Below are 13029 nucleotides of genomic sequence, written 5' to 3' on the forward strand. Positions count from 1 at the left end.
TCCCCTTCCTACTAAAGCTTCTGTAATTTAACCACAGATGAACACAGATTAAATTATTAACCTTTCATATTCTAACTTTGGCTGAGCAAAATTTAAAATTAAACCAATCCGGTAACCAGATATCCTTAAATAATTAAGTAACTGTGCTCGATGAACATCAGTAATTGTTTCTACTGATTTCACTTCTACAATAACTTTTTCTTCAACTATCATATCAGCAACATATAACCCTACTTCTTTCTTACGATAAAATACTTTAAATTCTTTCTGTGTTACAACTTTCTTTTCTCTGAGAGTCAATTCCCAAGTAAGCCCATTTTCGTATACTTTTTCTAATAATCCACAACCCAAGGTATTATGTACCTGAAATGCTGCATCTAATATCTCACTAGTTAGTTCCTTATAGAGAAATTCTTGTACTTTATCTGTGTTTACCTGTGGTTTCATATCTGTGTTTACCTGTGGTTTCATATCTGTGTTTACCTGTGGTTTCATTTTTTAAGTTACAAAACCCTACTAAAGGTTTCACTACATTCATTAAATTTTGAGTATCAAGTTTATCCAAGCTATAATATTGTCCTCCACTTATCTCAGCCAGTTCTCGGTTATATCCAAGATTCAAAAAGCCACTGTTGCAATCCACAACTACTAAATTTATCCCCTGCCTTTTTATCTCTTCTCCAAGAGAGATTACCTCCTTTCTAACATCATTCCCTAAAGGAATATTTCCTCTTCCATCAGAGATTAGCACCATAATAGGGATGATATTTTTACTCTTTCTCATCTGGCTCTTTAATATTTCCAGGCCTTTATACAGACCATCGGAAAGGGGTGTTTTACCTCCAGTAGGAAGTTCCTTAAGACAATTTGCTGCAAGCTCTTGGCTTGAAGTGGGCGGTAAAAGAACCTCAGCCCTTTCCTTTCGGAAGGCAACAAATCCTACCTTATCCCTTTTCTGATAAGCCTCTTCAAGCAAAGCCATAACTGCTCCCTTTGCCACTTCCATTCTTTGCATCGCTCCCATTGAGCCTGAAGCATCAACTACAAATACAATGGTTGAGGAAATTTTCTTCTCCCTTACCTTCTCCCTTAGGTCTTCCTCTTCTATCTGGAGACTTCCCTTTCTGATTATTGAAGCTCTCATAGTAGCATCCACAGCAATGTCGCTTGCTTTTTCTTGTGGAATTTTAGATTTGATATACTTACCACGGCAAGAGCTTAAGGTTTTAGCTCTTCTTCCTGAACCAATCCTTTGTTTTTTATCCTTCCTTAGTTTAAATTTTAGCTTCCTTTGCTCCCCGATATCGAAAACCTTCTCTAAATTTCCTTTACTGTTATCTTGTTTGTCTTGATTTGAACTAGATTCTTGTTGCTCTTGCTGTCTGTTATCTTGATACTTGTTATTTTCCTTCTGCTTAGATTCTTCTTTTTTACCAATTATTCTCTCTATTTCTTGCCACAGCAGGGGCTGAGGTTGCTCAAATGGTTTTTTCTTCATTCGGTGAGGAAGAACAAACTCAGCTGCCTCTTTCACATCCTCTTCAGTTACCACTTTTCGCTCATTGAAAGCAGCTATAGTCTTAGCAGTTCTGGCAATAAGAAAATCAGCGCGGTGGCCGTCAACAGCAAAATTGATGCAAATCTCAGCTATTTTACATAATAATCTCTCAGGAACTACAACCTCATTCAGCAATTCCATCGCTTTTATAATGCTTTCTCTAAGCTTTCTCTGTTTTCCCTCGTAGCGTTGAGAAAATTGCAAAGGTGCTTTTGCAAATTCTTCCACTGTTTTTATAATCTCTATCCTTTCCTCAACTTCTCTTAGTGTTTTAACTTCCACGCTGAGCCCAAACCTATCCAGAAGCTGTGGACGGATTTCTCCTTCCTCAGGGTTCATGGTCCCTACAAGAATGAACTTGGAAGGATGAGAAAGTGATATTCCTTCTCTCTGGATGATGTTTATGCCCATAGCCGCCGAATCAAGCAGGATATCCACTAAATGGTCATCAAGCAGATTCACTTCATCGATGTAAAGTATTCCTTGATTTACATCAGCCAGTATGCCTGGCTGCAAAGCTTTTATCCCTTCCTTCAAAGCCTTCTCGATATCCACAGTCCCTATCACTCTATCTTCTGTGGCTCCTAAGGGAAAATCCACTACTCTCATCTTCCTCTTTTCCTTCGGGAGTTTCTCTTTTCTCCTCCATTTCTCGTTACAAATCTCACACTGAAGTGAGGGATCATGCGGGCTGCAATTGAAAGGACATTTTACCACCTCTATCTCCGGCAGAAGCTCAGCCAATGCCCTTACCGCAGTTGACTTGGCTGTTCCTTTCTCTCCTTTAATCAAAACACCCTGCAAGTTTGGATTTATAGCATTCAGTATTAAAGCCTTCTTTAGCTTCTCCTGCCCTACTAAAGCAGTAAAAAGCAAAACAGTTCTTTTCATATGGTGTGCCATCTGGCTACCTTCCTAAAAACCTAATCTTATTTCCCCAAACCATGAGCGCCCAGGTTCCTTCCAGAAACCGAAATAGTCTTTGTCAAAGATGTTGTCTATTGAAAGAGACAATGTAGCAAACTTTTTAATCTTCCAAGAGACCTTTGTATCAGCTACAAAATGAGGATCATAAGAAGTATAGATATTGTTTACTGTATCTTTGTTCTCATCTGTTGCATAAATTTTACTCATATATCGGCCGGTTAGACTTGCGGAAAAAGGCCCTTTTTCAAACTCTGTCCCTACATTAAACATCTTCTCAGGCATAAAGGTTAGTCTTTTGCCAACTGTCGCAGGTTTTGCTTCATTCTCTTTTATCTTTGCATCATTATAAGTAAAGTTGGAAAAAACCTTAAGCCACTTATCAAATTTTTGTTCTACCTCAAGCTCTAAACCTTTACCCTCTGCCTTACCAACATTTATATACTCTTGATAGGTAGGGCTAACTGTCTTTAAGTAGATGAGATCATCCATCTTGTTCTCAAAATAGCTAATCCCTATTTTTGCACCCTTCCATAAGTCCTGTTTAACCCCAACATCCCAGGAAAAAGTTGTCTCTGGTTTTAAGTCAGGATTTCCCGCATAAGTAACATTTCTCAATGATGTCCATGTCTTATAGAGCTCAGAAATTGTTGCTGATCTGAATGCTTTGCCAATAGATGTTCGTAAAGTAGTTTTTTCAAATGGTTTATAGACAAAGGCAGCCTTTGGACTAAAGGATGATTTCTCTCTTGGGTCATAGTATTTTGGATAACCACTGATGCCTACCTGATTTACATAGCCATCATAGGTCTTCCACCAGTCCTGCCTGAACCCAAGATAAGCAGTAAGATTTTCACGAAGAACTATCTCATCCTGCAAAAACAAGGCATATGTTCTGTCTTTTCCCTTTGATTGATAAGTAAGTTCAGTCTTTGACTCCTTATCCTTCCAGTTTGTAAGATTGTAATCCTTTGAGTCTGCCCATCCCTGTCTAAATGAGCCACCAAAGGTAAGGATGTGCCTTCCAAAGACAGGGGAAGTGAATTGAAGATCTATGTTATAGCTTTCACATGGGGTCTCTGTGACCTTACCCGGCCCACCTGCTCGGGTTGCTGTATCAGAAGGCACTGTATTCCAATATTTTTCCCGATCAACCAACCCAAGGGTCAGTTTTGTCTTGAAAGAAGATATCTTTGTTTCGCAAGTTAGGTTATAATTGTTTTGTTCTGTGCCTAATGAACCGGAAAGAAATGAAGACTCATTTACAGTTTTTGTTTTAGTTCCAATTACAGTTACATATGACCAGACTGGATTTCCGGCTGCATCTTTAAGATATGTCTTGGGGTTATCATAGTTGTATTCGAAGCCGATTCTATGAAATGAGAAATTAATCTTTGATGCTTTGCTAAAGTCATACCCTGTCTTGAAGGTAAAATTTTTATCCCACCAGCTGTTGTCTCCTTTGTCTCCAATTAAGTAGCAAGTGTTCCCTCCTCTATCTTTGGTCTCTGTCCATCCAGTGATATTTGCAGGAGGTTTGATCCCTACCACACTAAGATCTGTGGGATAACCTTTGGTTGCCTTATATCCATAACTTAAAAAGAGGCTCAATTTGTCTTTTAACTTATCAGCGTAAGAGAAATAAAGGTTTCCTAAATCATCCATAGCTTCTCCTCTATTCCAGCCTGAGCCATAGCCACTTTTGAGAAAAAATTCTCTCTTTTCTGGCATCTTGGTGATGATATTTACTACCCCTCCCATGGCATAACCGCCATAGAGGCTTGAAAATGGACCTTTAACCACCTCAATCTTTTCTATATCCTCTGGCGCTAAGCCAGCAAAACGGACACTACCAGAGTAAGCATCATTGAGAGGAATACCGTCCATTAAGATTAATGTTCTATCTTGTGACGGGAATCCCCTCAAAGTAACCTTAGCGATACTATCCATAAGTCCTTTAGTTCGCTTGCTATAGACACCAGGAACCATATTCAATGCCTCATCAACTGCTTTAATATTTCTTTTTTCCATATCCTTTTTCTTAACCACAGATGTAGATGCTGGCACTGCCTCTATTTCCTTCTCTACCCTTGTAGCCGTAACCACTATCTCTTCACCATAGATGGTAAGGACTGACTCCTCTCTCTCTTCAGCCTCAAGAGTTGAGGTCAAGCCCAACACCAAGATATTTACCCCCAAAAGTATCCTTCTTAACATTTTTTTACCTCCTTTTATGTTACTTTTTTAAAATTCATGCTACCAAAAGTCTACCAAAAAAATTTATCTCATGTCAATAAAAATTTATTACCTTTTTAAAATTCGTGCTACTTAAAAGAAAAAAAATATCCTCATACTATCTCTTCCCCTGTAGTAGCCATACTCAGACTGCCGTATTTTACCCCTTTGGTGGACTTCAGTCTAAAAGCAAGTCTCTCTACTTCTTTAGGCATACCTTTAACTGCAATTATCTCCAAGCAATTATTATGATCTAAATGGATATGTTGTGATGAAAGGATAAGTTTATGCTCCCCATGTTGAATATCTGTTAACTTATTCACTAACTCTCTTCGGTGGTGGTTATAGACAAGGACAACTGCTCCACCTACTTCCCTTTCATCGGTCATCCACTCGCGCTTTACCAAACTCTCCCTTATTAAATCCCTTATTGCCTCTGAGCGGTTAGGATAATCCTTCTCTTCAAGCAGTCTATCAAATTTAGTCAGGAGTTCTTTATCAATTGATATCCCAAAACGAACCAACTGCGACATAAGTCAGACCTCTTTTATAATATTACTTTTATAAAAATAGTAGCACAAGCTTTAAAGAAATGTCAAGCAAAATTTTTGCAATGTTTAGTTACAATAATAAAATGTTAATCTTTTTGAAAAAGCAATCACAAGAAAGAATAATAATTATTGCCAAAAACACCATCTTATTTTAAACTTTATTCTTAAAAAATGGCAAGGATTGGTGTATTTGTTTGTCATTGCGGTGTAAATATTTCTGGGATTGTTAATTGTCCTTCTGTAGCAAGCGAATTGCTTAAAATCCCAGGGGTTGTTTATACAAGGGATTATCAATATATGTGTTCCTTGCCAGGACAATCCTTAATAAAAGAGGCAATAAAGAATTATGGGCTTAACAGAATTGTTGTCTCTGCCTGCTCTCCAAGAATGCATGAAGAGACATTTAGAAATTGCATAAGCGAAGCAGGTCTTAATCCATATCTTTTTGAAATGGCAAATATAAGGGAGCAATGCTCCTGGGTTCATCAGGATAAAGAAAAGGCAACCAAAAAGGCAATTGAGCTTACAAGGATGGCTGTTTTTAAGGTAGCTAAAAATATCCCATTGACTAAATTGAAGGCAGGTGTTTGCAAGAAGGGATGTGTTATTGGCGGTGGAATTGCAGGGATTCAGGCAGGATTAGATTTGGCAAATGCTGGAATTTCTACAATAATTGTAGAGAGAACGCCCTCCATCGGTGGAAAGATGGCTCAGCTTGACAAGACATTCCCAACCCTTGATTGCTCTGCCTGTATTCTAACCCCAAAGATGGTTGAGGCCTCAAGGCACAAAAACATAAAGATTTATACATATTCTGAGATTGAAGAGGTCTCTGGCTTTATGGGAAACTTTAAGGTTAAAATAAGAAAAAAAGCAAGGTCAATTGATGAAAGTAAATGCACAGGTTGCGGCTTGTGCCTTGAAAAATGCCCTGTAAAGATTCCATCAGAATTTAATATGGGTTTAGGAAATAGGGGTGCAATATACATTCCATTCCCACAGGCTGTTCCAAGGATTCCTACAATTGACCGGGAAAATTGTCTATATTTCACAAAGAAAAGGTGTGGCTTGTGCAAAAAAGCCTGTGATAGAGATGCAATTAACTATTATCAGGAAGATGAGATAATCACAGAGGATGTAGGAGCAATCATTGTTGCAACAGGGTTTTCCTTGTTTGACCATTCTGTTTATGGAGAATATGGGGGAGGAAGATTTAAGGATATTCTCTCTTCCCTCTCCTTTGAAAGGCTTATAAATGCATCTGGTCCTACAAAAGGACACATAAAAAGGCCATCAGATGGGAAAGAGCCAAAATCCGTTGCATTTATCCAATGTATTGGTTGTAGGGATGATGCAAAAGGCATTTCATATTGCGGAAGGTTTTGCTGTATGTACACCGCAAAACAGGCAATTCTTTTAAGAGAACATATCCCAGATTGCAAGGTTCATATTTTTTATATTGACATAAGGGCAGCTGGAAAGGGGTATGAGGAGTTTGTAGAGAAGGCAAGGACAAAATATGGGATTTCATATATCAGGGGAAGGGTATCTAAGATTTATCAAAAAAAGGATAGGCTTGTTGTAAAGGGTGCGGATACATTGGCAGGCATTCCATTAAGTGTTGAGGTAGATATGGTTGTTTTGGCAAACGGTGCTATTCCACAAAAGGATTCAAAGACCCTAGCCCAAATTTTAAAAATCCCTTATGATGAATATGGCTTCTTTACAGAATTACATCCAAAGCTAGCACCCTCTGAAACAACAACCGGAGGCATATTTCTAGCTGGCTCTTGCCAATTCCCAAAGGATATTCCCGATTGTGTGCAATCTGCAGGAGCAGCATCCTCTAAGGCAATCTCCCTTGTTTCAAAGGATTCCCTTGAAATAGAACCTGTGATTTCCAGGGTAAATCCTGAATTTTGTAAAGCCTGCTTTAGCTGTATTGATGTTTGTGCATATTCTGCAATTGAGAAACAAGAAATAAAGGGAAGGGTATCAGCAAAGATAAACCCTGCCCTATGCCATGGCTGTGGCTCTTGCTTATCCATATGCAGATGCTCTGCCATAAGCCTGGATGGATTTTCATCTTTTAGCATATTCAATCAGATTGAGGCATTAAGTGAAATGTATGAAGGGTTTTAAGATACTTATTTTTATTATAGTTTTTATAGGTTGTGGATTTTTATTTCCAGTTATTAAATTCCCTCTTAAGAAAGAGAAATTTCTTATAGGAGAAAAGAAATATCTTCTTATTGCCACGGTTATTAAAGAGCATAATATAGATATTCAGCATAGAAGTGAGAAAAGCAAAGAAAAAATCCTAAAAAATACAATTTATAAGGTTAGATTAGGCGATACACTTTGGTCAATTTCAAGGAAGTTTGGGTTGAATGTTTCTACAATCATTAGTGTGAACAATATAGCAAGCAATATTATAAGAGAGGGAATGGAAATTAAAATTCCAAGCCAAAATGGTATTCTCTATAAGATAAAATCTAAAGATACACTTTTAAAGATTGCAAGGATATATAATGTTTCATTAGAAAAGATAATTGAAGCTAATGGCTTAGCTAACACAACTATTCGGGAAGGAAAGACAATCTTTCTTCCGTGTGCAAAATTACCAGAAAAACCCCAAATATTTTGTGCCAACAAAAACCATCAATCTAAACCCTCTCTTGTCTTTAGTAAGGAAGATATTGGTAATTGTGAGATTGTAAAGATTGCTTGTAGCTTTCTAAATATTCCATACAAATATGGAGGAATGAGTAATAACGGTATTGATTGCTCAGGATTTGTAAAGATTGTATTTGGTCAATTGGGTGTGTCTCTTCCTAGAACAGCATCTTCTCAGTTTAAAGAAGGGTCTTCTGTTAAAGAATTACAACCAGGCGACCTTCTGTTTTTTGCTAGAAAAGGAGATATTCCTTCCCATGTTGGTATCTATATGGGAGAGGGAAGGTTCATCCATGCATCCTCTGGAAGAGAAAAGAAGGTGATAACAACAGAGCTTAATAAATACACCCAAAGATTCATTGGAGCAAAAAGGATTTTTTATGAAAATTTATAGATTGGGATTATTTTTAGTAATCCCAGCATTTTTTATTGAAACCACCACCCTTTTTTCCCAAGATGCAATTTCAGAAACAAAGGAGTTAAAATCTCATTCCTTTCTAATTAAAGGAACTAAATCGCTTATAGAGCTAAAAAGAAAAATTGGAAGCAAGGGGATGCTTGTTGTTTTAAAGATTAACAGAATAGATGAAAAACATATTAAGGCTGGAAATAGCATTATTGTTCCTGATACTTTTGACAATATCCTTGATTTTTCACCTTTTCCTTTTTATATTGAAGAGCTTGTGGAAGTAGAAAAATTGCTTCTTGTGTCAATTCAAAATCAGGCATTTGCTGCCTATGAATTTGGCAAGCAGGTTTGGTGGGGACCTGTAAGCACGGGAAAAAAGGATACACCAACACCCACTGGCCTTTATTGGACAAACTGGAAGTCAAAAAAGAAAAAAAGCACCTCTAATCCCGAATGGATACTAAATTTTTACTTTAATATTGAGAACAAAAGGGGAATTTCTTTTCACCAATTTGCCCTTCCAGGCTATCCTGCAAGTCATTCCTGTATCCGTATGCTTTCCGAAGACGCCCAATGGCTTTATAATTGGGCAGAAGAATGGAGCCTTTCAAAAAATGGCTGGTCTATCCTTTCATACGGAACACCAGTTATTATTTTTGGTGAATATTCCTATGAAGAAGGAACACGATCTGTAGGTTTTCCTTTAGAAACAGATACAACAACCATTAAATCTGAAATTAAAGAATGGTTTGGATTAAAACCAATCTTGGAAAAAGTAATGGGTACGGATACAATTTATCCTGTGTTCTATTTTAATACAAAACCTGGAATTAAATCTTTAGAATTAGAAATATCAAAGGATTCCTCATTTGGTAGTTTAACTTATTCTGCACATCTACCATCTATGACAGGAAGTTATACATTAACAGAAACAATCCTTCCTCCTGGTAAATGGTATTCTCGAATAAAGGGCATTACACCAAAATTTCCTCCTGTTTACTCTAATATAGTTATGTTTGAGATTGTTCCAAATAGAAATGATGAATAATAGATGCTCAACACAAAAGATGTAATGAACACGACAAGCACAACTTTTTTAAGTAAATTACAGTTATAACCTAAAGATATTATAAAATTCTAAATACATAAGCACTTTATAAATGCAAAATGTAAAACGAAAAATGCAAAACTTATGGTAAGGATTCAATAAAATGCAATGATTACCATGGATGGATTTTCATCTAATGGATTATTTCATCAGATTGAGAAATCCTGTTGACAGAGGATTATTCCAATGGTATATTTATTTTAGTAATGAAAGGGTGAGATAAATTCTAAAAGGAGGTATTATTTATGGGTCTTCTGGCAAGAAAAATAAAAGAACGATTCACTTATGAAGATTATCTGAAATGGTCAGATGAAGAACGATGGGAACTGATAGATGGAGTAGCTTATGATATGAGCCCCTCTCCTTCAAGAAGGCATCAGAAGGTAGTAGGTAATATATTTGCTGAATTCCATAATTATTTAAAAAACAAACCTTGTGAGGTGTATCTTGCCCCTTTTGATGTCCGATTGCCAGAGGCTGATGAGGCAGAGAAAGAGATAGAAACCGTGGTTCAACCAGATATTGTGGTTGTTTGTGAGCGGAATAAACTTGATGATCGTGGATGTATCGGTGCTCCGGATATCATTATAGAAATCTTATCTCCCTACACCGCCAAAAAAGACCTTATCACCAAATATCATCTATATGAAAGGCATAAAGTTAAACAATATTGGATATTTGACCCAGCCACAGAGGAGGTGGTTATATTTAAACTTAAACAGGATAAGTATGGAAAGCCTGAAGAATATAAAAAACAAGAGGGGATAAAAGTGGACATCTTTGAAGATTTAAAAATAGATTTAAACACCATATTTTCCTCTGGAGAATAAAAATAAATTTTAAAGATTAAACCAACAAATGCTACCATTATGGATACTATCTGAAGGATTATTTCATCAAATTGAGTGATATGAAAGAACCTAAAATTATTGCATTTTTATGTAATTGGTGCACATATGCGGCATCTGACCTTGCTGGGACATCTCGGCTAAAATACCCTGAAAATATAAGGATAATCAGGGTTCCCTGTTCAGGGAGGATAGATTTTCTTCTAATCCTCAAAGCCTTTAAGGAGGGTGCTGACGGAGTTATGGTCTCTGGTTGCCATCCAGGTGATTGCCATTATGTATCGGGAAATTATTATGCAAGGAGGAGGTTTGCAATACTCGCAAGACTTCTTGAATTTATGGGTATAGAAAAGGAAAGGCTACAATTTTTTTGGATATCAGGGGGAGAGGGTGTAAAATTTGCAGAAAGCGTTTCTAAAATGGTAGAGGAAATAAAAAGGCTTGGCCCATTTGAGGGATTTAAGGATGAAAAATAGCTTGGTTCCCATTGAAAGAATAGAGGGCAAGATTCTTGTGATAAGAAATAAAAAGGTGATGTTAGATAAAGATTTGGCAGAGCTTTATGGAGTAAAAACATCTGCGTTAAAACGGCAGGTCAATAGAAATATAGAAAGATTTCCAGAAGATTTTATGTTTCAACTGACAAAGGAAGAGCTTGAAAACTTGAGGTGCCATTTTGGCATATCAAGTTGGGGTGGAGTTAGACATCTTCCTTATGCCTTCACAGAGCAGGGTGTTGCTATGCTATCCTCTGTGCTTAATAGCAAAATGGCAGTTAAAGTAAATATCCAGATTATGAGAGCCTTTGTAAGGTTAAGGGAAATGGTCTTAAGCAATGAGGAATTAAGGAAAAAGGTTGAAAATATGGAGAAAAAATATGACCAGCAATTTAAGATTATCTTTGATGCCATAAAGGGTATATTATCCACCCCTGTTTCTAATATAAAGAAAATAGGATTTAGAGAAAAAAATGGAAATAAGTAAATTAGCATATGAATTATTGGAAAAAGGCGATATTTCCTTAATTATTGGCTATGAAGAAAATAATGGAATAGTATCTCCCTGTTTTATTAAGGATAAAGAGGATACCAAAAGGCTTATCTTTAATGATAAGTGCTTTCATAACCTCTCTGTTTATTTAACAAAAATGAAAGAAAGGGTTGGAATTATCGCAAAGGGTTGTGATATAAGGTCTATAATTGGTCTTGTCCAGGAAAATCAGATAAAGAGAGAGGATGTTGTAATAATTGGCATTGCTTGCCCTGGCTTAAATTTAAAAAAATGTAGCTCTTGCCCTGACAAAAATCCAAAATTTTATGATTACTTAATTGGTGAAAAACAAGAAGAAATCAAAGGAGATAAATTTTCTGAGGTAATTGAGATAGAGAAAAAAAACCCAAAGGAGAGATGGAATTATTTTAAAAATGAATTTAGCCGATGTATAAGGTGCTATGCCTGCCGGCAAATTTGTCCCCTTTGTTATTGCGAAACCTGTATTGTGGATGTAAGCATTCCACAATGGATTTCAAAGGCTAATTCAAGCTCATCCAATTTTCTCTTTCACATAACAAGGGCATTGCACCTGGCAGGAAGGTGCGTTGGTTGCGGAGAATGCGAGAGGGTCTGTCCAATGAAGATTCCCTTGAGCCTCCTAAATCTAAAGATAGCAAATGATGTATTAGAGCTATTTGACTACAAAGCAGGAGAAGATGTAAATCTCAAGCCTCCACTTCAGGAATTTAAAAAAGATGACTACAATGAATTTATTGGATAAGAAGGATTTAAAGGGTTTTATTGAGGAACTAAAAAAGGAGGCAGATGTTTTTGCTCCCTTTTCTTCTGATGGGCTTATTTTCTTTAAAGAAATTAAAGATAAGATGCCTGAATTTACCTATCTCAATACCACTATTCCCCTTAAATCCCTATTTCTTCCCCAAACAGAAGAATTATTAAGATTTAATATAAAAAAGGATGGTATTGAAATTACAGAATCGCCGCCAGATAATAAAAAAAGGATAATCATTGGGTGCAGGCCTTGCGATGCAAAGGCTTTAAACATCCTTGATAAGGTCTTTTTGGATTTTCCAGAGGATTCTTTTTATAAAAAAAGGAGGGAGAATACGATAATCATAAGCCTTCTATGCAAAGAGCCAGACAAAACCTGCTTTTGCACATCTTTTGGCTATGATATGTCTTGTGGCAGCGATATTTTAATGGCTGAAGATGGCAATAATTATTATTTTGAGCCAATAACCGAAAAAGGGAAGGCAATTGTTCCTGATGGATCAGGGATTAAGGATCAGGGCTTAGGGATTAGAACAAAGACCCACATTTCTTTAGATAATCTTTCGCTCTCATTTAATTCACCAAAATGGGAAGAAATTTCTTTAAAATGCCTCGGCTGTGGGATTTGCACCTACCTTTGTCCAACCTGTTATTGCTTTGATATTGCTGATGAGAAAAATAGCCGTTTTAGATGCTGGGATTCCTGTGCCTTTGCTTTTTTTACAAAAATGGTAGCCCATCAGCCAAGAAAGGAACAATTCCAAAGGTTTAGAAATAGAATAATGCATAAATTTTCATATTTTAAGGAGAGATTCGGCGAATATGCCTGTGTTGGCTGCGGAAGGTGCATAAGGCATTGCCCTGTTTCTATGGATATTTTAGAGGTAATTGAGAAGTCAGGAGTCAGGAGGAAGAGATCAGGAGTCAAGGGGTAA

12 protein-coding genes are annotated in these 13029 nt (G+C 36.8%); 8 read left to right on the plus strand and 4 right to left on the minus strand.

The genetic code is table 11. The features are described 5' to 3' along the window. Nucleotides 1-48: 48 nt before the first annotated feature. The 4 genes from AB1630_00230 to nikR form a co-directional block, all read right to left on the minus strand. Nucleotides 49-447, minus strand: coding sequence for a GxxExxY protein (locus tag AB1630_00230; GenBank protein MEW6102240.1), 399 nt, complete (start codon nucleotides 445-447; stop codon nucleotides 49-51). Continuing rightward, entirely contained in the window at nucleotides 422-2449 is a 2028-nt protein-coding gene (locus tag AB1630_00235; GenBank protein MEW6102241.1) for a putative cobaltochelatase, read from the minus strand. Before AB1630_00235 ends, AB1630_00230 begins: the two co-directional genes overlap by 26 nt. A gap of 24 nt (nucleotides 2450-2473) precedes the next feature. Further along, a complete protein-coding gene (locus AB1630_00240) occupies nucleotides 2474-4699 on the minus strand; it encodes a TonB-dependent receptor (protein ID MEW6102242.1) in 2226 nt (741 codons plus the stop codon). Nucleotides 4700-4830: 131 nt separating this feature from the next. Continuing rightward, nucleotides 4831-5250, minus strand: a complete 420-nt coding sequence (nikR, locus tag AB1630_00245; protein ID MEW6102243.1) for a nickel-responsive transcriptional regulator NikR — start codon at nucleotides 5248-5250, stop codon at nucleotides 4831-4833. Between the two features lie 189 nt (nucleotides 5251-5439). On the opposite strand from nikR, the gene AB1630_00250 reads away from it, so the two are divergent. From AB1630_00250 to AB1630_00285, 8 genes are all read left to right on the plus strand, one after another. Next, a complete protein-coding gene (locus AB1630_00250) occupies nucleotides 5440-7410 on the plus strand; it encodes a CoB--CoM heterodisulfide reductase iron-sulfur subunit A family protein (protein MEW6102244.1) in 1971 nt (656 codons plus the stop codon). Next, nucleotides 7397-8338, plus strand: coding sequence for a LysM peptidoglycan-binding domain-containing protein (locus AB1630_00255; protein MEW6102245.1), 942 nt, complete (start codon nucleotides 7397-7399; stop codon nucleotides 8336-8338). Before AB1630_00250 ends, AB1630_00255 begins: the two co-directional genes overlap by 14 nt. Next, on the plus strand, nucleotides 8325-9401 hold the full coding sequence (locus tag AB1630_00260; GenBank protein ID MEW6102246.1) for a L,D-transpeptidase: 1077 nt from the start codon (nucleotides 8325-8327) through the stop codon (nucleotides 9399-9401). The genes AB1630_00255 and AB1630_00260 overlap by 14 nt, the downstream gene beginning before the upstream one ends. Nucleotides 9402-9706: 305 nt before the next feature. Further along, nucleotides 9707-10291: a Uma2 family endonuclease gene (locus tag AB1630_00265; GenBank protein ID MEW6102247.1), complete on the plus strand. Its 585-nt coding sequence runs from the start codon at nucleotides 9707-9709 to the stop codon at nucleotides 10289-10291. A gap of 80 nt (nucleotides 10292-10371) precedes the next feature. Next, nucleotides 10372-10785 carry a hydrogenase iron-sulfur subunit gene (locus AB1630_00270; GenBank protein MEW6102248.1) on the plus strand — a complete coding sequence of 138 codons (414 nt, stop codon included), beginning with the start codon at nucleotides 10372-10374 and terminating at the stop codon, nucleotides 10783-10785. Further along, the gene (locus AB1630_00275; protein ID MEW6102249.1) at nucleotides 10775-11293 is read left to right on the plus strand and encodes an ORF6N domain-containing protein; all 519 of its coding nucleotides are present in this window, start codon (nucleotides 10775-10777) and stop codon (nucleotides 11291-11293) included. The genes AB1630_00270 and AB1630_00275 overlap by 11 nt, the downstream gene beginning before the upstream one ends. Next, a complete protein-coding gene (locus AB1630_00280; GenBank protein MEW6102250.1) occupies nucleotides 11280-12083 on the plus strand; it encodes a 4Fe-4S dicluster domain-containing protein in 804 nt (267 codons plus the stop codon). Before AB1630_00275 ends, AB1630_00280 begins: the two co-directional genes overlap by 14 nt. Then, entirely contained in the window at nucleotides 12067-13029 is a 963-nt protein-coding gene (locus tag AB1630_00285) for a 4Fe-4S dicluster domain-containing protein (protein ID MEW6102251.1), read from the plus strand. The genes AB1630_00280 and AB1630_00285 overlap by 17 nt, the downstream gene beginning before the upstream one ends.

It is taken from the genome of bacterium (genome assembly GCA_040753555.1).
Classification (GTDB): domain Bacteria; phylum UBA9089; class UBA9088; order UBA9088; family UBA9088; genus JBFLYE01.

Coding starts and splice junctions, on each gene's coding strand:
- AB1630_00230 (MEW6102240.1), bottom strand. CDS start 447: ATGAAACCACAGGTAAACACAGATAAAGTACAAGAATTTCTCTATAAG.
- AB1630_00235 (MEW6102241.1), bottom strand. CDS start 2,449: ATGAAAAGAACTGTTTTGCTTTTTACTGCTTTAGTAGGGCAGGAGAAG.
- AB1630_00240 (MEW6102242.1), bottom strand. CDS start 4,699: ATGTTAAGAAGGATACTTTTGGGGGTAAATATCTTGGTGTTGGGCTTG.
- nikR (MEW6102243.1), bottom strand. CDS start 5,250: ATGTCGCAGTTGGTTCGTTTTGGGATATCAATTGATAAAGAACTCCTG.
- AB1630_00250 (MEW6102244.1), top strand. CDS start 5,440: ATGGCAAGGATTGGTGTATTTGTTTGTCATTGCGGTGTAAATATTTCT.
- AB1630_00255 (MEW6102245.1), top strand. CDS start 7,397: ATGAAGGGTTTTAAGATACTTATTTTTATTATAGTTTTTATAGGTTGT.
- AB1630_00260 (MEW6102246.1), top strand. CDS start 8,325: ATGAAAATTTATAGATTGGGATTATTTTTAGTAATCCCAGCATTTTTT.
- AB1630_00265 (MEW6102247.1), top strand. CDS start 9,707: ATGGGTCTTCTGGCAAGAAAAATAAAAGAACGATTCACTTATGAAGAT.
- AB1630_00270 (MEW6102248.1), top strand. CDS start 10,372: ATGAAAGAACCTAAAATTATTGCATTTTTATGTAATTGGTGCACATAT.
- AB1630_00275 (MEW6102249.1), top strand. CDS start 10,775: ATGAAAAATAGCTTGGTTCCCATTGAAAGAATAGAGGGCAAGATTCTT.
- AB1630_00280 (MEW6102250.1), top strand. CDS start 11,280: ATGGAAATAAGTAAATTAGCATATGAATTATTGGAAAAAGGCGATATT.
- AB1630_00285 (MEW6102251.1), top strand. CDS start 12,067: ATGAATTTATTGGATAAGAAGGATTTAAAGGGTTTTATTGAGGAACTA.